Consider the following 22,899-nt stretch of genomic DNA (forward strand, 5'->3'; position numbering starts at 1 on the left):
AACTCATTGAGATGTGTCATAGTATTCGTCGTTAGAAAACAATTATTATGACATTATTTCAATGAGTTATCTATTTTTGTCGTGTACAGAGAAAAACGCTATTAAAGATAAAATCAGTGGATTAAATCCAAATGATTATGTGGTTGCTGACGGTTCAATCATTAATGACTTTAAGTCGAATGAAGACATACAAGCGGCTTATGTCATGAATACCGTTGATTTGGATCAACTGCGTGTGATTGCAGGCTTACGTTATGAAAATACCAACTTTGAAGCACGTGGTTTTGAGTTCAACGATGATGTGATCACTGCGACTAAATATAAAAATGACTATGATCATTGGTTGCCAAGCCTACATTTACGTTATCAATTGGCCGATAACGCTTACCTCCGTGCCGCTTGGACCAATAGTGTGGTACGTCCAAACTTTGCGCAAAGTGCACCAAGTGTTTATATCGATGGCGATGAAGCTGAGTTTGGTAACCCAATGTTAAAGCCTTTAGAATCTTCTAACTTTGATTTGGGGGTGGAAAAGTATTTTGGCAAAGCCAGTATGGTGGGTTTCTACGCATTTTATAAAGATATCGATAACTTTATTTATAACACCAATATTGCAGGAACAGGGCAATGGGCTGACTTTGATGAAGCTATAACCTATAAAAATGGTAATGAAGCAAAACTGTACGGGATGGAGTTTGCCTACTCACAAAAGTTTGACCATCTAGGAGCACCATGGAACGGGTTCTTGTTGGGTTTAAATACCACCTTTAGTAAGTCAGAGGCGGATATTGATTCGATGAAAGATGGCGAACTTCTGAGCCGTCGTATTCATTTACCAAACCAGTCGGATGTGGTCGGTAATGCCATGATTGGTTGGGAAAATGAGCGCTTTGGTGTACGACTTTCAGCAAATTATAAATCGAACTATTTGTATGCATTAGGTGATATCGACACGCCAGAAAAAGACATTTATACCGATGACCAAATCTTCCTTGATTTCAGTAGTCATGTGAATTTATCTAAAAACTTACAATTGACGTTTGATGTGCAAAACATCACCGATGAAACTTATTACAACTATGCAGGCTCTAAGGCTTATAACGCTCAATATGAAGAATATGGCCCAGCATACAAACTTGCACTGACCTACACCCATTTTTAAGTCGAATTAAATTTAGTTCTCAGGTTTGCTCAGTAAAAGCAGACCTGAGTTTCCTTGCCCAATTTTGAGTGTCTCTATGAAATTTTCATCTTTTAAATTGTCTGCTTTAAGCAGTTGCTTGCTGTTATTGAGCGCATGCAGTCAGCACAGCGTGCCCCAAGCTCCGCAAAATAGCCAGTCGTTAAGCTCGGCTGAAATACCAATAGATCAGCCTATAACAGCGAAGTTGCAATTACGTGAAGTCGACATGAATGGGGCAAAAACTGAGGATGTGCAATGGTTAAGCTTGAGTGCATGGCCTGAAGTTGCCGCACTGTTGAGCAGTAAAAACAAAGGGCTACAAATCTTAGATGATCAACAAAATGTACTACATCAAATTCAAGGTCAGTTTGGGCGTTTTGATTATCGGATTGGTTCGGAGCGTTTATTGATTGCTGCGTCAAATTTGCAACAACAGCAAATTCAACTGATGAGCATGAACTTAAAAAATAAAGCATGGGACAAACCCAGCTTTATTCCAAAGCGTTCATTTAAGTCTGAAGATGTTTGCTTATATACCGATGCTCAAGGGCTGAGTTTTGCTTTTTTAGTAGGCGAAGAGGGGCTTGGTGAACAATGGTTGGTGGCTCAGCATGAGAAGGCTTTGAGTCAACCACAGTTGGTACGCCGTCTCAGTTTTCCACCTGCTAGTAGTGTATGCAAAGTGAATGATGCCACAGCAGAGCTGTTTATTAATGAAGCGAATGTTGGCGTTTGGGCATATCCAGCTCATTCCGAAGCAGACATGGTGCGTCAGGCGGTGGATCTCGTGCAACCCTTTGGTTCGATTCAAGGTTCACCTTCTGCAATTGCGATTGTAGATGATCATGTCGCTGTACTCGATGCGGAAAAACCTTTGCTTTATCGTTATCAAAAGCAAGATAAGCAATGGAAAGCACAGCCGCCTTTACAACTAGATACGGTGAAAGAAGCAGAGACTTTGAGTGTTCAAGGTAATTTAACAGATAAATCCTTGCTGATTTTAGATGATAAAACCGTGAAAGTGACAGATGTGGAATGGGAAACTCAGACCCAGACCAAAGCCCAAAATATCATCACTATTCCAGCAGAAGTGCAGACGGAGGGCGTGCCAAGTACAGGTGATGCGGCTGATGATCCTGCGATTTGGCATAACGCTGCACAGCCGAGTCAGTCCCGTATTTTAGCGACAGATAAACAAGGTGGTCTACAGGTTAACGACTTACAGGGCAAAACTGTGCAGTACTTGCCAGTAGGGCGATTGAATAATGTCGATGTACGCCACGGTTTTAAATGGGGCAATCAGACAGTCGATTTGGCGGTGGCATCGAACCGAGATCATAACAGCCTGCATCTCTTTGCGATTCAACCCAAAACGGGCAAGGTTTCTGTGCTTGGCGAGTTAACAACCACATTGGATGATATTTATGGCATTTGCATGTACCGCGACGCTCAAGGGGAAATTTATGCCATTCCCAACGATAAAAATGGGACTTTTGTTCAATACCACATCACGGCTGCACAGCAAAAATTACGGGCTGAAGAAGTACAACGTTTTTCAGTGAAAACTCAACCTGAAGGCTGTATCGTAGACGATGCCACAGGGCGTATTTTCTTGGGTGAAGAAGATGTCGCGGTGTGGGTAAAAGATCTCAACCCAAAAACTCAGCTTCCTATGCAGCAGGTGATAGGTGTAGGAGAGGTGATGCATGATGACATTGAGGGGATGGGACTTTATCACGGCAAAAACCAAAGTTATTTGGTGGTTTCAAGCCAAGGCAATGACAGCTTTGTGGTGCTTGATGCTGCTGCACCTTACACGGTTCTTGGCGCATTTCGTATCGGCATCAATACCGACAAAGGCATTGACGCTGTGTCTGAAACAGATGGACTAGATGTGAGTTCCCTAAATTTTGGTGGCAAATGGAAGCGAGGCATGTTGGTGGTGCAAGATGGACGTAAACGTATGCCTGAAACCAATCAGAACTTTAAATATGTGCCTTGGGAAAAAATCGCCCAAGCGCTGCATTTGGACTAAATAACTCTTTAGTACTTTAGTACCTGAGTGAGTACATGGGCTGCTAAAGAATCACAGCCCATTTTAAAAATATATATGTACTGCACCATGCAGTAAAAAAATTGGAGTGCGTTATGCAAGCAACGATGGATCAAATGTCAGTTTGGATGTTGATTAGCCATGCCAGTGTGTTGGTAAAAGTAGTGATGTTGATTTTGGTTTTATCCTCAGTCGTAAGTTGGTATTTAATCGTGCGTCACGGCATGTTACTTCGTGGACAAGAGCAGCTTTGGAACCGTTTTTTAAAGAATTTTAGACAGCAAAAAGATCTCAATCTTTTACAGCAAGATTACCAACAGCCTGAACAACAAAAAGGCGTTGTCAGCATTTTTCAACATGGGGTGGATGAATACCATCAATTGATCAAAGATGAGCAACTCACCACAAGTGATGTGATTGATGGGGTAGAACGTCGTTTACTCAGTAGTATTAGTGAAGAAGAAGAAAAGCTTCAGCAGAATCTAACCTTTCTCGCAACAGTCGGTTCAGTCAGCCCTTATATAGGCTTATTTGGAACGGTCTGGGGCATTATGAATGCGTTTATTGGACTGTCTGCCGTTGAACAGGCAACCCTCAATACAGTTGCACCAGGGATTGCAGAAGCGCTGATTGCGACAGCTATTGGTTTATTTGCCGCTATTCCTGCGGTCGTGGCGTATAACCGCTTTTCGGCACGTGCTGACAAGCTTTCCAGTCGTTATTACGGTTTTGCCAATGAGTTGCAAACGCGTATTTATCGTTTGTTGGGGCACACTGAGCGCACTTCGCGTTAAGGAGCAAGAACCATGATTAAGCGTCCTCAAAAATTAAAACCCAATGCTGAAATGAATGTGGTTCCTTATATTGATGTCATGTTGGTGTTGTTGGTAATTTTTATGGTGACTGCACCAATGTTGACGCAAGGCATTCAAATTGATTTGCCTAAAGTGGATGCCAATGTCATGCCCGCGTCACAACAGCAGCGTATTGTAACCTTATCTATTCAAGCCAATGGCCAGTATTACTGGAATATTGGATCAGAAGTGAATACCGAGAAAGTTACGGATCAGGCCATTGATTTAGCCACTATGCAACAAAAGCTCGTTCCGATTATTCAAAAAGATAAAAGCTTACAGTTTTATGTACGTGCCGATCAGGATGCTGATTATCAACTGGTTGCACAGGCCATAGCATCCTTGCAAAAAAGTGGGGTAACGAACTTGGGGCTAGTGACAGAGGAACCACAATCATGATGACAACCGTTTCCAAAATTAGGATCCGTGATCAAGGCCTAGCACTTTCGGTCACGGCTGGATTGCATATTGCGCTAATTGCATGGTTATGTACGGTTGAGATGCATGAAACATTGGCGGAACCCAAGCCGAAAACCATTCAATTACAATTTGTGCAAATACCCCCTCCAGCCAAACAACAACCTGAACCTAAAAAGCCTGAGCCGATAGTCGAAGAAAAACCCTTACATGAGCCTGTCAAGAAACAGCTTGAGAAACCTACTGAAGTCCAACCGAAAACCACCAAGAAGTTTGTAGAGTCACAGAGCAACAAAATTGTACCTACAGCGTCTAAACCGACACAGCAAGTCGTGACGGAAAAGCAAACGGCAGTAGCGGAATCTCAGAAAACAGTAGATACGCAGTCTCAAGCGGATATACCAACTCAGACGAAGACCCAGAAATCAGTAGAACCTAAAGCACAAACTCATCCTGAATCATTTGATGTTAAAAATTATCAACCTGTTACAAAAATAGCACCAGCTTATCCTGAACAAGCTTTGGATCGTCAGCTAGAGGGGGATTGTACGGTGGTGTATAGCGTGAACGAAAAAGGACGGGTAGAAAATCCAAAGGCACAAGGCGACTGCCATCCGATGTTTGTACGACCTTCGATTCAGGCTGCTCTCACTTTTAAATATCAGCCTCGTCTCGTCGATGGCAAACCGACCAGTGTGTCGAATGTTAAAAATACCTTCCAATATCGTATTGAAAGTTAATCTTATTCCGTGGGTGCCATAAATTCTCCTTTAAGCTCTTTTCATTTCTATATTTTTCAATTGCCCGTACTCTTCTTGCCGATAATATTTAGTAGCAAATTCAAGATACTATAAGATTACATGGTTATTACTGCTCAAAAAAACAGTAAAAATATCATAGAAGCTATTTTATGGAAGCTATGTACGGGTGCGACATGGCATGATATTCCTCAAGAGCTCTGCCCTTTGCAAACTGCTTACAATCGATTTCATCACAGGCAAGTTAAGATACTTTTTTAACTGTCATGATCCTGAGCAGATCCAAGAATACACGGAATTGGGTATTTTAGGTGTTGGTCGAATCCACAGAAATAATTCTAGTGAAGTAGAAAAAATGGCTAATGCTGTGCGCTATTTAGTACGGCCTGAAAAAGATGCGCAACATCTGCGTGTGAAATGCAAAGCCAAGATGCGTACATTTCAATGAGTTGAAAATAATCTCAAATATACATTATCTAGATGAAAACGAGTTTTTTTAACTTTGCAAGGCTTGCCAATCGGTGAGCCTTTGTCATTTCTAGAGGTATATATTATGAGTTTAAATTGTCCTTATTGCTTATCGGATCAAGTCATTCAGGTAGTGAATCAGCAGGTGAGTGGGTCTGATTCTACAGGTCTAGCCGCATCTTCAGATTGAAGAAAAGGAAGACTGGGAAGGTCGTATATACAAAAAAGAGAGCCTGATCTTCCCACGTTATCATCAGTGGAAAGTGGTCAGTAAACTGGTTGAGGACTCATTAGCTGAAGGCACAGGACAGAAATACCTGATTCAGCACAGCGCAGGTTCGGGTAAATCCAACTCAATTGCATGGACGGCGCACCAGCTTTCTAGCCTTTATGATGCTAACAATAAAAAGATGTTTGATTCCGTCATTGTGGTGACAGACCGAACCATTTTAGATGCGCAATTACAAGACACCATTTATCAGTTTGAACATGCAGATGGCGTCGTGGGACGGATTAACAACAAGGAAGGCGATGGCTCCAAATCGGAGAAACTGGCAAAAGCTTTGGAAATGGCTCAGCCGATTATTATCGTGACCATTCAGACTTTCCCATTTGTACTACGTGCCATTGAAAACAGCACCAGTTTAAAAGAACGTAAATACGCCGTCATTGCCGATGAAGCCCATTCATCGCAAAGCGGTTCCACGGCGCGTCAGCTCAAAGAAACTTTGATGATTGAAGAGCGTGATGAAGATGAACAGCTTTCTTCGGAAGATGTACTCGATGCCGTGATGGCATCACGTAAGGATAGTGCAAACCTAAGCTTCTATGCCTTTACCGCAACACCAAAGGATAAAACCTTACAACTGTTTGGACGCTTGCCCGATCCAAGCATGCCGCCGTCTAAAACCAATATTCCTGTGGCATATCACGTCTATTCGATGCGCCAAGCGATTGAAGAAGGCTTTATTTTGGATGTACTGAAGAACTACACCAACTATAAAGTCATCTATAAGCTCAAGCAGAAAATTGAAGAAAAAGATGCAACCGTTGATGCCAAAAAAGCCAAGATCAAGCTGAATCAATGGGTACGCTTGCATGACCATAATATCTCGCAAAAAGTACATATCATTATTGAACACTTTAAAAAGAATATTATGGGCTTACTCGGTGGACAAGCCAAAGCCATGCTGGTGACTAGTTCACGTAAAGAGGCGGTGCGTTATAAACAGGCTTTTGATAAATACATTGCTGAGAACAAATACCAGAATATTCAAGCCATGGTGGCATTCTCTGGTGAAGTTGAATTCAACCAGAATGATTCTGATTGTAGTCATTTACTGGGGCAGAAATTCACTGAAAGTAACATGAACCCGAACCTGAAAGGTCGTGAAATGCGTAAGGCATTCGATAGCGATGACTTTCAGGTAATGATTGTGGCAAACAAGTTCCAGACCGGCTTTGACCAGCCGAAGCTGTGTGCCATGTACGTAGATAAAAAGCTAGGTGGAGTAGAGTGCGTACAGACCTTATCTCGTTTGAATCGTACTTATCCGGGTAAAGCAGAAACTGGCACCTTTGTTCTGGATTTCTTTAATGAACCGCAAGATATACTGGATGCCTTCCAACCTTACTACCAAACAGCAGAACTGGCAGATGTGTCCAATCCTGATCAAGTGTACGATCTGGCCAACAAGCTGAAATCAGCAGGTATTTTCCTTATGACTGAGGTAGAGCAGTTTACAGAAGCTTTTTATAGCAAGAACAAACCCAATGCGGCACTTGCCAATATCTGTAAGCCTGCGATGCAACGCTGGCAACATCGCTACACGACAGCCATGAATGATTATGATGTCACTAAGAACCGTTTACAACGCTGTAAGCAGACAGGGGACGCCATACTGATTGCCAATGCTGAAAACGAATTTGCTGAAGCGAAGAAAGCCCGTGATGCACTAGAAATCTTTAAAAAGGATTTAGGCAGCTTTACCCGTTTCTATGAGTTTATGTCTCAAATCGTGGAGTATGACGATCAAGAACTTGAGAAGCTGAGTCTTTTTGCGCGTAACTTACGCCCAATGCTACGTGAACAAGCTGCGGATGAAGATGAGATCGATCTGAGTAATGTCGCGATGAGCCATTACCGCTTGTCTAAGCTTCGTCAGCAGGATATTCAGCTTAAAGCAGATAGTACCGAGCATAAACTTGAGCCTGGTAATGAACTGGGTACTGCAAAGCCGAAAGACAAGAAAGAAGACTTTTTGTCGCAGATTTTAAGCCGTATGAATGATCTGTTTGTGACGGACAATCTGACAGAGAAAGACATGATCAACTATGCTCTGACCATTGCTGACAAGATGTCTGAAAATACGCGGATGATGAAACAGATTCATAACAACACTCGTGAACAGGCCATGCTAGGTGAGTTTGATACGGCGCTTGATGATGCTGTATTAGACAGTAATGCAGCGCATATGGAGCAAATGACACAGTTGATGAGTGATCCTACGAAGATGAAGCAATTTGCGCATATTATTTATGATGTATTGGTTAATAAAGAACGCTAAGTTTTCTTATAAAATAAAGAGGCTTTGTTGCATAAACATTCTTCAAGATGCTGATTCTTAAAGATTTGTTTGATTTTTAATCCAAAAATGAATTAAAAAAATCATAGTCTTAGATATTTATGCAACAAAGCCGTATGGATGGTAAAGGTCGATGGATTGATAATGTGATGGTTGAACGGTTATGGAGAAGCGTTAAATATGAAGAGGTGTATCTCAAAGCTTATAGCAGTGTCACCGATGCGAAAAAGCAATTGAGTGCATATTTTGAATTTTATAATTTGAAACGACCTCATTCGAGTCTGGACAAAATGACTCCAGATGAGTTTTACTATGACCAGCTACCACAACAAAATAAGGTAGCTTAACTAGAGCAGAATATCACTTATAAATAAGCTTTTAGTTGTTCAAACAAGTGGGACCACCTCTCTATATTCCTTAGAAAATTTAGCTTTATGAGAGTAATACGAATAATCAGAAACAGTTTGACTTAGCAAGGACTTAGTTTTAGTCTCTGTACCTGCTTCAGGTGCTTCTATAGAGAAGTGAAACTGGGAAGTTAGTACACGTATGTGTAAGCTAACACTGCCCCCGCAACGGTGAATAGGATAGCAACATCCTTAAGTCCGGAGACCGGCCTGCTGCACAACCTAACTAATGCGGCGGGCGTTAAAACAGGGATTGCATACTTTTTATATTTGATTTGGTATTGCTTACCCAAAATCCGTCTGCGCGCTTCACATTTATAGTCGCACGGGCGGTGCGATGTTCTGGGGTATACCATGAATCATATCTACACGACTGCTTTAGGTGGTCTACTTGTTTTATCACCATTGTCAGTTGCGATAGCAGCCGAAAATTCTGTTTTTAAACTTCCTGAAATTAACGTTGTCGCCAATTTAGTTGAGCAAAAAAATGTTGACACGCTAGCTGCGGTTACTGTGATTGATCGTGAAGAAATTGAACGTAAGCAATTTAATTCTTTACAAGACTTATTACGTACCATTCCAAGTATTTCATACACAAGTTCTGGTGGTATGGGACAAACTGCGGGTATTTCTATTCGTGGTGCGAATTCAAATGCACTTTTAGTATTGGTTGATGGGCAAAAAGTAGGTTCTGCAACACTTGGGCAGACTGCATTTGAACATCTACCCATTGCTCAAATCGAGCGCGTTGAAGTGGTACGTGGTCCACGTTCAAGCTTATATGGTTCAGAAGCAATTGGTGGTGTGGTAAAGGTCTATACACGTAAAGGTACGACAGATGGTGTTAAACCATTTGCATCTTTTACATATGGCTCACATGAAACCTATGAGGCGAATGCTGGCTTAAATATTCGTCAGGATAATAGCTGGGCAACTTTAAGTGCATCAGGTTTAAAAACACGTGGGATTAATGCATCAACTTTAACTGAGCCTCAAGATTTAGATAAAGATGGCTATGAAAATGCCTCTATTTCTTTACGTGCTGGGCATCAAATTAACGAACGTTTAGATGTTTCGATCAATGCTTTACATGTAGATGGCAAGTATGAATATGATGCTCAAGATGATTGGGGTTATCCATATGCAGATACGCCAAATGTGCATGCTAAAATTGAACAAACGATTTATGGTGCAGGTGCAAAATTCAAAGCAAATGATATATGGACAACTGAGCTAAAACTTGGCCGTGCAGTAGATAAAAACGAAAGTTTTGATGCGTATCCTGCAAGTTTTGAAACATTGCGTGATAGTGCATCTTGGTTAAATACTTTAGAACTTCATCCAAATCATAGTGTGGTTGCAGGTGTTGATTATCAGGTAGATGAAATAAAAAGCAGTAATACCTATGTAGAAAATGAGCGTGACAATATCGGTTATTTTGCACAGTACTTAGGTAATGTAGGCAAAGTTGAATTACAAGGTGCAGTACGTTTTGATGATAACGAGCAGTTTGGTGATAAAACCACAGGTAATGCCACTTTAGGTTATCGTTTTAACGATGCTATTTTGGCATATGCAACCTATGGTACAGCTTTCCGTGCGCCAACTTTTAATGACTTATATTGGGTCGGTACTGGTAACCCTGATTTACAACCTGAAACTTCAAAAAATACTGAAATTGGGGTGAAAGGTCAGCACAAGTTTATTAATTGGGAATTAAATGCGTTTGAAAATAAGATAGATAACCTGATTGCATGGGCGCCAAATGCAGCAGGGGAAGATGTACCATCTAATATTAATGAGGCACTTATTCGTGGTGTGGAATTAGTCTTAGGTCAGAACTACGATAATGTTTCTTGGAACTTAAATTATACAAACCAAGATCCTGAAAATCGTAGTAAAGGCGCAGAAGGTCAGCAAATTGCTTATCGTCCGAAGCAAATACTAAATGTGTCGTTAGATTACACGATTGATCAATGGACAATTGGTGGTGCAGTGCACGCAGAAGATAAACGTAAAACAACTGATTTTGCCAACCCAGAATTACATGGTTTTGCATTGTTCGATACTCGAGTAAGTTATAAAGTATCGCCTGAGTTTGAAATTCAAACTAAACTTGCCAATGTATTTGATGTTGAACACAACACCAATAATGGCTACAACCAAGATGGTCGTACTGCTTGGGTAACACTTCGCTATGCGATGAAATAATACTTCTTAAGGATAAACCATGAAGGATCTTCATTTATGAGTGAAAATCCTTCAGTAAAAGCACATTTAATAACAGTTATAATTCACTGTTATTGTTGTTTTTTATAGTTTTATTCTATCTAAATTTATCTAATTAAACACCAGTACAGTTTTGTTGTTATACCTTCAATACTCCCGTTTTGAATGTAGTGCACATGAAAAACCAGACGATTCGTCGTCTGGTTTTTCATTAATAAACTGAAATACTGGTACAGCATTCTCTTTTCGTTGAAAGACATATCGATTAACGACACTTCTAATTTTACAAAGTGACCTTCTCAGAAGTCATTTTTATTTGGTTTATTTATGCAAAGTAACACATCTCCTCAAGCCAAGAGTCAATATGCGAATAATAAGGTAGAGCATATCGGTAGCTTTTTAAGAGCATTAAAACTCAAAAAAGCACGTTACGACTTTGCTGATCGGGTCATATATGAAGAGACATTAAGACAGGTTGAAGATGCAGAAATTGACAACCTGATCGATATTCAGCTTGATTTAGATTGTACCGTTATGACAGATGGTGATTTTCGCCGTACTTGGTGGCATTTCGATTTTCTTGAGCAATTGCAAGGCATAGAAAGCTACAAAACACGTGATGGATTGAAATATAAAGATGCGATCAGTAAACCGATTGACATCCGTATCACAGGGAAAATTGCTTGGTCAGAAGAACACACGAGTCTGATTCATTATCGTTATCTACATAAAGCAATTGAAGGTTTTGCAACTGCTAAATATTGCATACCAAGTCCAACTATGTTGCTTTTTCCACACTTAAGAAACAATCGGTTCTATGCAGATCGTATCAATGACTATATTGCAGATATTGGGCAATCTTATCGAGAAGCAATTCAAGCGCTTTACCAAGAAGGTTGTCGATATTTACAACTGAATGATGAGTTTTGGGCCTATTTAAGTGATGAAGAATATAGAGCAACTGAAATCACTTCTGGTATGTCAGATCATGACTTAGCAATGCTAGGTGTAGAAATACTCAATCTTGCACTCAAAGATAAACCAGAAGATTTATTTATATCGTTGCATATTGACCGTGGCAACTTTAGTTCGAGCTGGTTGTATCAAGGTGATTATCACTTTATCTCTACATATATTTTCAAACAGTTGACCAATATCGATCGTTACTTATTGGAATTTGATACAGATCGGGCAGGTGGATTTGAACCTATTGCGCTACTCAAAGGCACACAAACAGAAGTATTTTTGGGCTTAGTCTCTTCGAAAAAAGAGTATGTGGAAAGTGAAGATGACATTTCACAGCGTATCCATGACGCAACTCAATTTTTACCCATTGAGCAATTAGGGCTGTGTTTACAGAGCGGTTTTGCTTCAACTGAAGAGGGCAACAAAATTTCCTATGATACCCAGTGGGAAAAAATTAAGTTAATGAATAAGGTCGCAAAAAAGTTCTGGCCTTAATTTCATCATTTACGTCTTGTAAAAGTGATCAGTCAAAGTATGCGTATTATTGCCTTGGTAATAACTGTAAATGCTTTAATTAATCCTTTTGCAAGATATTCAAATTAATCAGTATGTTTAAAAGTTTTAAGTAAGTTATCCAGTGGTTTGAGAGTAAAGATGTTAAAGGATAAAGAGTTTATTGGTCGAGTATGTCGAATGACAAATACCAATAACCCAATTGATTTTAGTGTGTTAAAGGTAATACGTTCTACGGAAAGTAGTATTCTAGGTTTCGAGATATCTAGAAAAAATACAAATGGTGCTCAATCAGAAACGGCTCTAAAAGATGATGTGAAATTTCAGGATCATGACAATTGGATAAGCGGTTCTGATCTGATCATTCAGCTACTTGAGCAAAAAATTAATACGCTTAGGCGTCAAATTAAAATCAGCTCAGCTAAAAGAAAATAAAGAATGTGAACAGGAGAGAACATTCAAATTGTATTTATCTACAATGACATGTTCTTTCCTGAATTTTAAATAATGTTTTAGCTTTAGGATATTTGGTTAATCAAGGGACATGCTTAATTTTTTTCAACACTTAGAACATTATAAATTTTGTATTTTAGTTGAATATTTGACTTCATCTAAAACTCAACATGTAGCACAAGATATTGCGGGTTTCTCAGCTTTTATTGCAATTGCTGACCGTGTCCATTCAGACCATGATATGGCACCGCTTGAGGCTAGTCAGCATTATTCAAAATCGAGCGATAAAGTTCTGCATTTTTCTGGGAAAGATCGAGATATTCAGGATTTTGAATTATTTTTAGATCAAGCCAAATCAGCCAATATTAAGAATCTTTTATTGCTGACAGGCGATAAGCTCAAAGAGCACAGTTATGGGGGGGATGAATCTGGACGTACCCGATATCTAGAATCGGTGAATGCCGTGATGGTAGCCAAGCGCCGTGGTGGATTTCATCTAGGTGTGGCCTTTAACCCGTTCAAATATGCTGAAGCTGAGCGTGACGCACAATATCTAAAACTACACAAAAAGATGAAGGCAGGCGCAGATTTTATTATTACCCAATTAGGGTATGACATGGATGCTTTAAAACAAGTAAAGGCTTTTTTAAATCGTCATCATTACCAACAAAAAATACTTGCTTGTGTTATGCCGCTGAGTTTTGCTCGTGCCAATTTTATGGTGAAAAATAAAGTCGCTGGTATTGTGATTACACCCTATATGTTAGGGGTGTTGGCTCAGGAAAAACAGGATGGGTTGAGTGATCGGGTTCATTTACGCTGTGCTTTACAGATCCTGATGTGTAAACATCTTGGGTTTGCCGGAGTTCACCTTTCAGCCTGTTACAAGCCTGAAGAGCAGATGCTTTTGGAAAGCTATATAGAACAATATCGGCATCTGGATTTGAATGCACTTGAAGCTCTCTGGAATTCATTATGGCAAGTGAAGACTGGAAAAGAGTTCATGCCAGAATTGCCTTATTACTCCCGTCAGCCGACATCCAGTCAGTTGATTAAATATCAGCAACTACATTTCATGCATGAGGCATTGTTTGAGTCCAAAATTGCCAAGGGTATCGGACGCTTTATTTTTAAAGCCTCATTTTGGGAGCATACACCTGCTGCAAAAGCATTACTGAAAACTGAATTTATCTCTAAGCATGGCGTTGTGGGCTGTGAAAGCTGTGGTCAATGCAGGCTAGGAGATACTTTATATATCTGTCCTGAAACCTGTCCAAAAGGATTGGCGAATGGTCCTTGTGGGGGGACTACCTTAGACCGCTGTGAATTTGGAGATCGAGAATGCATTCATTCTGTGAAAGCCCGGCTTGCCAAAGCCGTGGGACAGACTGACGTTCTAAAAGAAAAATTGATTCCAACTGTACCACTTGAAGTACGTGGCACTAGTTCTTGGAAAAATTGGTATACAGAAGCTTAATTCATTACATTAATTACGTTTAATGAATATCAAAATCAAAAGAATAGGCGTGATCAAAAGATATAGTGAAATAAAACCAATACTGTTTCCATAATGTGAGCAAAGTGGAAACAAGGATAATCCTAAAAGCAGTATTCCTAGAAATCTAGAGATCTGGGGATACTGACTAAGTACAGCAAAGCGACTTTGTTGTGTTTTTATACGCTGCTTTGAGCTCACTGCAAAAAATAACAGCATAGCTAAAATGATCAAGCCTAGACCAATGATAAGTTTCATTTAGCGTATACCGTTTATAAACTGATTTTGAGTCACTTGGTTTGATGCAATTGGTGCTATTTTTTGATGTAAAAATATAGCCAACAAAGCAAACAGAAGAATGAGTAGATCAACTCTCAAGAACATCCAATACGATGAGAATGAAGAAATAAGATGATGATTGAATAAGTAGCATAGGTTTATGATAGGTAGTATAAGAGCGAGAATGATGAAGCCCTTGAGTAAGCTTTTCCAAAGTTGATGCTGTGGCATTAAACAAGCGATTAAAAAGCAAATGAACCACACTGAGAAAAATGTAGTAATTTCATAATTGGGTAAATTGTAAGGTGCTGTCACTAAGCGGTTTATATAGAAATAACTCAGTACGGCAATACCAAGACCTATAGTTGCAGTCATATTAAGTCTGTTGACCAGATATGCACCAAGATGAAAGCTTTGTTTTTTATTTTTTATCTGTCTTTTTAAGCTCCATAAAAATAAGCCTGAAGCAATCATTGTTGCTCCGAGTATGCCCGATAAAAACAAGATGAATCGTAAACTCGGCTGTGCATAACGTGCCATGTGTAAGCTATATATTCCATTATTCAAAGTTGCTAATGCACTTGTATTTCGATTGTTTTTAAGCAATTCACCTGTATGTGCATTAAAAATAAACTGATCTTGGTTACGTGTGATCGTACGATCTTCTTTTTTATTAATTGTTATATGGGCCGATGATGTATTTGGACTTTTTACTGTAATTGTATCTAAGGGTGCAACTCCCCATTGTCGAGTCGTGTGCTTTAAAAAGTATTGTATAGGGCGCATTTCTGCTTTTTCAGGAGTTGAAAGTAAATCCTGCTGAGGTATTGTACGGATCTCTTCAAAATACTGAAAAGGATTGTCAGGATAGCTGAGTTTTAAATTTGCAGGGAAGAGTACATAAAAGAACATCGCCAAGCCTGTAAATGCCGTCACAAAGAAAAACGGCATCGCTGTGACAGCGGATACAGTATGATAGTCAAGATAAGAGAGTTGTCCCTTATTAGTACGTAAAGTAAAAAATTCGATCAGTAATTTTTTATGAGTAATCACACCAGAAATCAATAAAATTAATAAAATAAAGGCAGTAAAAGTGACGATGATCTGTCCTGTCATATAAGACATGCCATAGAGTTGAAAGTGCAGTCGATAAAAGAAATCACCACCTTGGGTATTTAATAACTGTAATTCACTGCCAGTTGAAGCATTTAATATTCTATTTTCGAAAGCACCTTCAGCCGTTTGCCAAAAGACACGATTTACAGGTGCATTATCATGAGCAACATGGATAAACCAACTTTTTGCATCGGGAGCATGTGTTTGTAAATAGGCAAAAGCGGATTGAGCTGCCTCATTAGAGCTAGTTTGCATAGTTGCAAATTGAGGTTGCATCCAGTAATTGATTTCAGTTTTATACAAACTCAATGATCCCATCACAAAAATGAGAAAGAGCAACCAACCAAAAATTAAGCCTAGCCAAGAATGCAAAGTTGCCGTAGATTGTCTAATCGATTTCAGCATGAATTATCCTAAAAACTTGTGTGTAAGAAATAAAATGCTGAGTACAATCAGGCTTAATAGAGACAACCATTTCAGGTTCTTGATACAAAAAATCAAAATGACAAATGCGATATAAAAGATAAGTGCGACCAATGAGCCAAGCAAAACAGATTCGGCTTTAGGTAAAAAAGATTGGCATAAATGAATCAAATTGAGGGCAAAAAAATAAGTGCATAGATAGCCAATACCAAAGCCAATCATAAAGCGATAAAGTGTAATTAAATGAAGTTTCAAGGCGTTTGATCGCAGTATATTTGATGATGAAATTGAAAGCTAAATAGCCAATCTTAGAGAGTTTTGATCTGTATAACTCTTTTGAATTACAAAGATGAGATACCCAAATAGATTGGCTATTTTAGCGTATTAAGTCTCGTCATCCATGGCATTCGAATAGAATTTCACACCTAATTTAATCCGTTCACGACCTTGGCTCATACGCCAACGGTTGGTGTCGCGCAAGGAATAGACACAGCCACAATATTCTTGTTGGTAGAACTCTTCCTTCTTGCTGATTTCGAGCATACGAACAGCACCACCATTTTTACGCCAGTTGTAATCCCAATAGGTAATGCCTGGGTAATGTGAAGCAGAACGATGACCACAGTCATTAATCTGCTGCATGTTCTTCCAACGGGAAATACCAAGCGAGCTACTTATTAGACTGAAGCCATTTTCGGCTGCATATAAAGCTGTACGCTCAAAACGCATATCAAAGCACATGGTACAACGGATGCCTTTCTCAGGTTCATTTTCCATACCTTTGGCACGTGCAAACCAATTGTCAGTATCGTAATCACAGTCGATAAAAGGGATATTATGTTTTTCGGCAAAGCGAATATTTTCTTCCTTACGAATTTCATATTCTTTTATCGGGTGAATGTTAGGGTTATAGAAAAAGATTGAAAAGTCGATACCTGATTCAATCAAGGTTTCCATCACTTCACCTGAGCACGGCGCACAGCAGGAGTGAAGCAGGAGTTTGTCATGACCTTCTGGGAGAGTCAGTTTTTGACGTTCAAGTTTATTTGACATGGAAATAGGGCTTAAATCTAAACCCTACATCTTAACAATCTAATCTCATGGTTAAGGTGATTTTTGCTCATGTTTAAATGAGTGATCTTCAGGATGTAAGTTGTGAATTAAATTCATCTTTTGGTGAGGAAATATCGTTTTACTCATGTATTGGTGTGGGTGTAAATTGCACTGGTGAAATATGATTAGAGCTTAAACAAATCAATTGAATGAAGCCAAATTTTAAAATTGAAGGCTGAGCTATTTTTTCTTTGGAAAAGCTAAAAATAGCTCATTAATTTGAATACTTAAATTTCGCTAAAAGTCATAAAAAAATTGAATCGGGTTCTAAACATATTTTGTTCAGTGTATATCTAAGCCGTCATCATTTTTTTTGTACAAATATAAATGAGAGCCGACTTATTTATATCTTTTGATTTTTTATCGAATGATGATGGTCTTTCATGGAATATGTAGAACACAACACCTCCACGGTCAATCCAAATTCTAAAACACGTGTTTTATTTGCGAGTCTGGTAGGTACAACAATTGAATTTTTCGACTTTTATATTTATGCCACGGCTGCTGTACTGGTTTTCCCGCATTTATTTTTCCCTGAAAGTAGTGGTAGTGCCGCATTACTGCAATCTTTAGCCACTTTTTCAATTGCATTTATCGCACGTCCAATTGGCGCTATTATTTTTGGACATCTTGGTGATCGAATTGGCCGTAAAGCCACACTCGTTTCTGCATTGCTATTAATGGGGATTTCTACAGTTTGCATCGGACTATTACCGACCCATGCACAAATTGGTGTGGCTGCACCCATCTTGTTAGCATTGTGTCGTTTAGGGCAAGGGCTTGGTTTGAGTGGCGAGTGGAGTGGTGCGGTATTATTCGCCACAGAAAATGCACCAAAGGGTAAACGTGCATGGTATGGCATGTTCCCACAGCTCGGTTCTCCAATTGGTTTTATTCTTGCGGCAAGCTCATTTTTATTATTAGGTGCATTTTTATCAGATGAAGCCTTTATGCAATGGGGCTGGCGAATTCCGTTTATTGCAAGTGCATTGCTAGTATTCGTTGGCTTATATATTCGATTAAAACTACACGAATCTCCAGCTTTTCAAAATGTTTTAAACAAGCAATCAGCAGTTAAAGTACCTTTGAAGGATGTGCTCACCAAACATATTGGAAAAGTGGTATTGGGTATGTTGGCGACAGTATGTACCTTGGTTGTATTTTATTTGATGACGATATTTGCATTGAATTGGGGGACAACCGCATTAGGGTATAGTCGAGATACTTTTTTAAAAATCCAACTGATTGCAACAGTGTGTTTTGGTCTGTGTATTCCTATCTCTGCATTATCCGCTGAGAAGTTTGGTAGAAAAATAACATCCATTGCCATTTGTATTCTGACCATGATCTTTGGATTGTTCTTCTCAACATTTTTTGTTGCTGATAACGTATTATCAGTATTGGTGTTCCTGTGCCTTGGTTTAAGTATTATGGGCTTAACTTATGGACCACTTGGGACCATTTTGTCTGAAATTTTCCCTGTTTCAGTTCGATATACAGGAACAGCCTTGTCTTATAATTTGGGTAGTATTTTAGGCGCATCATTTGCCCCTTTGATTGCAACTCAATTGGCTCAAAATTATGGTTTGCATGCTGTGGGATATTATTTATCTATCGCGGCAGGTGTTTCTCTATGTGCTTTCATGTGTATTCGTGAAACAAAAAATGAAAACATTATGAGCTGATTGTTTTATTGCACATGATGCTCAATTTCGGGCTTATTCAATCGTATATTTTAAAATGAATAAGCCCACAACTCAGATACACCTTATCCCAACTCGTTTTCTCATCATTAAATGTTCATCATTGTATCGATATACAGATGCATTCGATTTCTATTTAATACGTGTCCAACACTTGATCTTTCAATATGGATATTTGATGAGGCGATCTCATCCATTGCATGTTAAAAAAACACCAACATGAGATTTACTCATCTCATCCTGAATTTATATCGTTTTACTCATTTTATGATTCACGTTTAAATAAAGCCATTCAGAAATTTAGATTTTGTAAAATTTTTTAGGTGGCAATCTCCATGAGTCAGAAATTTGCATGTTCAATCAAACGCATTCGTTTCGATGAAAACTATGAACCAGCAAACAATACACGTTTAACCACGAATTTTGCTAACTTGGCCCGTGGTGAAAGCCGCCAAGAAAACCTGCGTCGTACACTTGCGATGATCAACAATCGTTTTAATAGTTTGGCTACAGTCGACAATCCAAAAGGCGATCGCTATTCACTTGAGATCGATATTATTTCTGCAGAGATTGATATTGAGGGCAACGGTCAAACCTTCCCATTTATTGAAACACTAAAAAGCACCATCATTGATCATAAAACCAATCAGCGCATTGAAGGCATGATCGGAAACAGTTTTTCTTCTTATGTTCGTGATTATGACTTTAGTGTTGTGCTTCCTGCATTAGGCTGTAAGTTTAATGAGATGCCTGAAGATTTTGGAGACTTGCATGGCAAGTTATATTTACATCTAGTGAACTCTGAAGTATTTAAAACAGAATTTAGAAACAATCCTGTTATTTGTTTAAGTGTTTCTACAACAAAAACTTATTACCAAACAGCTAACGTGCATCCAGTACTCGGTGTCGAATACACCAATGATGATTACTCACGTACTGATGCCTACTTTGCCAAAATGGGCTTAAGCGTTCGTTACTTTAAGCCTCAAGGCGCGAATGCACCATTAGCTTTCTACTGTGCAGGCGATCTACTTCGTGACTACACTGATTTTGAATTGATCAGTGCGATTGCGACTATGGAAAGCTTCCAAAAAATCTACCGTCCTGAAATTTACAATACCAACTCTCCGGCAGGTGTGGAATATCAACCAAGCTTGAGCTATGGCGATTACTCACTGACACGTATTGTTTATGACCGTGTTGAACGTGGTGAATTGGCGGTGAAACAAGGTAAGTGGACAGAAGAAAACTTCATCAAACCGTATAAAGACATTTTGGACGAGTGGGCTGCGAATTTTAAAATTGAAAATGCTCAGCAAGACCAAGCGGCTTAATCCATTGCATTGATAGACGAATTTAAAGAAAGAAGATTAGACATGGCTATTTTATTACCAACATCAACAGCAGGCAGCTTACCGAAACCGTCATGGCTCGCTGAACCTGAAAAATTATGGTCAGCATGGAAACTTGAAGGCGAAGAACTTCTTGAAGCTAAACGTGATGCGTTAAAATTATCATTACATGAGCAAGTCACTGCTGGTATTGATATCGTAAGTGACGGTGAACAAACCCGTCAGCACTTCGTAACGACCTTCATTGAGCATCTTGAAGGGGTGGATTTCGAAAAGCGTGAAACCATGCGTATTCGTAATCGTTATGAAGCAAGCGTACCGTCGGTTGTGGGTGAAGTTTCTCGTAAAAAAGCCGTGTTTGTAGATGATGCGAAATTCTTGCGCAGCCAAACCAATCAACCAATTAAATGGGCGCTTCCTGGTCCGATGACCATGATTGATACACTTTACGATGGTCACTACAAGAGTCGTGAAAAATTGGCTTGGGAGTTTGCTAAAATTCTTAACCAAGAAGCGTTAGAGCTTGAAGCAGCAGGAGTCGACATTATTCAGTTTGATGAGCCTGCATTTAATGTGTTCTTTGATGAAGTAAATGACTGGGGTATTCCGACCTTAGAGCGTGCGCTTGAAGGACTCAAATGTGAAACCGCTGTGCATATTTGCTATGGCTACGGCATCAAGGCAAATACGGATTGGAAACAAACCTTGGGTAATGAATGGCGTCAGTATGAAGAATCATTCCCTAAATTACAAAAGTCAAAGGTAGATATCATTTCGTTAGAGTGCCAAAACTCACGTGTACCGATGGATTTAATTGAACTGATTCGTGGCAAAAAAGTCATGGTTGGGGCAATTGATGTGGCAACCAATCAGGTTGAAACGGCTGAAGACGTGGCAAATACTTTGCGTAAAGCATTGCAGTTTGTAGATGCTGACAAACTCTATCCTTCAACCAACTGTGGTATGACGCCACTTTCTCGCCAAGTTGCACGTGGCAAGCTTGAAGCCCTAAGTGCAGGTGCAGCCATTGTTCGTAGAGAATTAGAGGCTTAATCAAACGCAGTTTGATGCTTAGCAGGGTAAATGCTTACTGAATCATTTGTCCTGTTCTAAGCAAAAGCACTTGATTATACATTTGAGATAAAAAAGATGATTGAAGCAACAGACTTTAGAAATGCAATGTCTTTACTAACGACTGCAGTAAATGTGATTACAACCACAGGCGAAGCAGGGATGCATGGCTTTACTGCATCTGCGGTATGTAGTGTCACAGATACTCCGCCAACATTATTAGTCTGTATGAATCAATCCTCTCGTTCTCATGCTCAGTTTATTGAAAATCAAGTCTTAGCTGTAAATGTACTGAGTACTCAGCATGAACAGCTTTCAAATGCGTTTGCTTCAAGCAAGTTCAGTTCTGAAGATCGTTTCAAACTAGGTGATTGGAGTAGGTTGGAAACAGGATCACCAATTTTAGAAGATGCTTTAGTCAGTTTTGATTGTCAGATTGAGAATGTTCAACAAGTCGGTACACATAGTATATTTTTATGCCGCGTACTTGCAGTAAAACACAGCGATCAAGAAGAAAGCTTGGTGTACTTTAACCGCGCTTATCATCAAGTGGGTCAGTTAGAAACGGCTTAAAGCCCATTGCTTCAATACTCTATTCTTTAAAAGTCAGTATATCGTGGAATTAATCATTTTTTTTGCCATCGGGGCGCTTGCAGGATTTGCAGCAGGACTCTTTGGTGTTGGTGGTGGAACGATCATCGTCCCATTACTCTTTATTGTTTTTACTCAGATGGACTACAGTCCTGATGTCATTATGCATTTGGCATTAGGAACCTCATTAGCCACCATTGTTGTCACTTCAATTAGTTCATTGATGGCACACCATAGAAATGGTGCAGTGATGTGGTCAGTATTTAAAAATCTGGCGCCACCGATGGCGATTGGCTGTTTTGCCGGAGCAGCGATTGCAGGATGGCTCTCAGGAATACATCTTCAACTCATCGTTGGTTTATTCTTGATTTGGGTGGCATATACTATGTTCATGGGGGCTAAAAAGGTCGTGGACTCAAGTAGAACACTGCCTTCAACTGGTAAGCAGGTGGCTGCAGGTTCAGTGATTGGGGTGGCTTCAGCTATTTTTGGGATCGGTGGTGGCAGTTTAACCGTCCCGTTTCTCAACCGTTATGGCGTCGTCATGCAAAAGGCAGTGGGAACATCTGCCGCTTGTGGTTTACCCATTGCGTTCGCTGGTGCTTTAGGCTTTATGATTTTTGGGATGAAAGCACATGCTGCTGTGCCTAACAGTATTGGCTATGTACATACTTACGCATTCTTAGGCATTAGCCTGATGAGTTTCTTTACAGCTAAGTTGGGTGCAAAAACAGCGCATGCTTTATCACCGCAAATGCTGAAAAAATGTTTTGCGGTATTGTTGAGTATCGTTGGATGCTTTTTCCTGTTTAAAGGATTGAGTTAAGAGATATTCAATTAATTTGATATGAAGAACAGGCTCACTCAGTG

Annotated in this window: 17 protein-coding genes, 2 pseudogenes and 1 riboswitch; of the genes and pseudogenes, 17 read left to right on the plus strand and 2 right to left on the minus strand. The window is 39.6% G+C overall.

Translation table 11 applies throughout. The annotated features are described in order from the left end of the window. Positions 1 to 61 precede the first annotated feature (61 nt). The 12 genes and pseudogenes from NI467_RS03555 (at position 62) to NI467_RS03605 (ending at position 14,363) form a co-directional block, all read left to right on the plus strand. Entirely contained in the window at positions 62 to 1,162 is a 1,101-nt protein-coding gene (locus NI467_RS03555) for a TonB-dependent receptor domain-containing protein (protein WP_253150957.1), read from the plus strand. Between the two features lie 76 nt (positions 1,163 to 1,238). Further along, positions 1,239 to 3,218 (plus strand): phytase, encoded by a 1,980-nt coding sequence (locus NI467_RS03560; RefSeq protein ID WP_253150959.1) that lies wholly within the window; start codon positions 1,239 to 1,241, stop codon positions 3,216 to 3,218. Between the two features lie 113 nt (positions 3,219 to 3,331). Then, positions 3,332 to 4,030, plus strand: coding sequence for a protein TolQ (tolQ, locus tag NI467_RS03565; protein WP_049590884.1), 699 nt, complete (start codon positions 3,332 to 3,334; stop codon positions 4,028 to 4,030). A 12-nt stretch (positions 4,031 to 4,042) separates the two neighbouring features. Next, a complete protein-coding gene (gene tolR / locus NI467_RS03570; RefSeq protein ID WP_086208627.1) occupies positions 4,043 to 4,489 on the plus strand; it encodes a protein TolR in 447 nt (148 codons plus the stop codon). Continuing rightward, positions 4,486 to 5,247 (plus strand): energy transducer TonB, encoded by a 762-nt coding sequence (locus NI467_RS03575; RefSeq protein ID WP_253150961.1) that lies wholly within the window; start codon positions 4,486 to 4,488, stop codon positions 5,245 to 5,247. The genes tolR and NI467_RS03575 overlap by 4 nt, the downstream gene beginning before the upstream one ends. 120 nt (positions 5,248 to 5,367) lie before the next feature. Beyond that, a complete protein-coding gene (locus NI467_RS14880) occupies positions 5,368 to 5,526 on the plus strand; it encodes a transposase (protein WP_163168538.1) in 159 nt (52 codons plus the stop codon). Positions 5,527 to 5,909: 383 nt separating this feature from the next. Continuing rightward, positions 5,910 to 8,300: pseudogene (locus NI467_RS03580) on the plus strand (type I restriction endonuclease subunit R); the annotation flags it as partial. 134 nt (positions 8,301 to 8,434) lie between these two features. Then, positions 8,435 to 8,665: pseudogene (locus NI467_RS03585) on the plus strand (integrase core domain-containing protein); the annotation flags it as partial. A gap of 142 nt (positions 8,666 to 8,807) precedes the next feature. Beyond that, positions 8,808 to 8,954: riboswitch (cobalamin riboswitch) on the plus strand. Positions 8,955 to 9,079: 125 nt separating this feature from the next. Beyond that, positions 9,080 to 10,936: a TonB-dependent receptor domain-containing protein gene (locus tag NI467_RS03590; protein ID WP_253150965.1), complete on the plus strand. Its 1,857-nt coding sequence runs from the start codon at positions 9,080 to 9,082 to the stop codon at positions 10,934 to 10,936. Positions 10,937 to 11,281: 345 nt separating this feature from the next. Then, the gene (locus tag NI467_RS03595) at positions 11,282 to 12,415 is read left to right on the plus strand and encodes a 5-methyltetrahydropteroyltriglutamate--homocysteine S-methyltransferase (RefSeq protein ID WP_253150967.1); all 1,134 of its coding nucleotides are present in this window, start codon (positions 11,282 to 11,284) and stop codon (positions 12,413 to 12,415) included. A 159-nt stretch (positions 12,416 to 12,574) separates the two neighbouring features. Next, positions 12,575 to 12,868 (plus strand): hypothetical protein, encoded by a 294-nt coding sequence (locus NI467_RS03600; protein WP_075175391.1) that lies wholly within the window; start codon positions 12,575 to 12,577, stop codon positions 12,866 to 12,868. A gap of 109 nt (positions 12,869 to 12,977) precedes the next feature. After that, positions 12,978 to 14,363 carry a methylenetetrahydrofolate reductase C-terminal domain-containing protein gene (locus NI467_RS03605; protein ID WP_005267252.1) on the plus strand — a complete coding sequence of 462 codons (1,386 nt, stop codon included), beginning with the start codon at positions 12,978 to 12,980 and terminating at the stop codon, positions 14,361 to 14,363. 276 nt (positions 14,364 to 14,639) lie between these two features. Here the strand turns inward: NI467_RS03605 and NI467_RS03610 are convergent, their stop codons facing one another. Together NI467_RS03610 and NI467_RS03620 are read right to left on the minus strand one after the other, a co-directional pair. Next, positions 14,640 to 16,181, minus strand: coding sequence for a PepSY domain-containing protein (locus NI467_RS03610; RefSeq protein WP_253150969.1), 1,542 nt, complete (start codon positions 16,179 to 16,181; stop codon positions 14,640 to 14,642). A gap of 402 nt (positions 16,182 to 16,583) precedes the next feature. Continuing rightward, positions 16,584 to 17,252 carry an epoxyqueuosine reductase QueH gene (locus NI467_RS03620; protein WP_075175394.1) on the minus strand — a complete coding sequence of 223 codons (669 nt, stop codon included), beginning with the start codon at positions 17,250 to 17,252 and terminating at the stop codon, positions 16,584 to 16,586. A 443-nt stretch (positions 17,253 to 17,695) separates the two neighbouring features. Between NI467_RS03620 and NI467_RS03625 the strand changes: the two genes are divergently transcribed. The 5 genes from NI467_RS03625 to NI467_RS03645 all read left to right on the plus strand — a co-directional run bounded on the left by NI467_RS03625 (position 17,696) and on the right by NI467_RS03645 (position 22,855). Beyond that, a complete protein-coding gene (locus tag NI467_RS03625) occupies positions 17,696 to 18,997 on the plus strand; it encodes an MFS transporter (RefSeq protein WP_253150971.1) in 1,302 nt (433 codons plus the stop codon). Positions 18,998 to 19,350: 353 nt separating this feature from the next. Beyond that, positions 19,351 to 20,349, plus strand: a complete 999-nt coding sequence (locus tag NI467_RS03630) for a putative oxygenase MesX (RefSeq protein WP_067728746.1) — start codon at positions 19,351 to 19,353, stop codon at positions 20,347 to 20,349. Between the two features lie 42 nt (positions 20,350 to 20,391). After that, a complete protein-coding gene (locus NI467_RS03635) occupies positions 20,392 to 21,420 on the plus strand; it encodes a methionine synthase (protein ID WP_005267229.1) in 1,029 nt (342 codons plus the stop codon). 96 nt (positions 21,421 to 21,516) lie between these two features. Next, entirely contained in the window at positions 21,517 to 22,011 is a 495-nt protein-coding gene (locus NI467_RS03640; RefSeq protein WP_005267227.1) for a flavin reductase, read from the plus strand. Between the two features lie 43 nt (positions 22,012 to 22,054). Beyond that, complete coding sequence (locus NI467_RS03645; protein ID WP_005267225.1) at positions 22,055 to 22,855, plus strand: sulfite exporter TauE/SafE family protein; 801 nt, start codon at positions 22,055 to 22,057, stop codon at positions 22,853 to 22,855. Positions 22,856 to 22,899: the final 44 nt, after the last annotated feature.

This window comes from Acinetobacter sp. S4397-1, assembly GCF_024129285.1.
Classification (GTDB): Bacteria; Pseudomonadota; Gammaproteobacteria; order Pseudomonadales; family Moraxellaceae; genus Acinetobacter; species Acinetobacter lwoffii_C.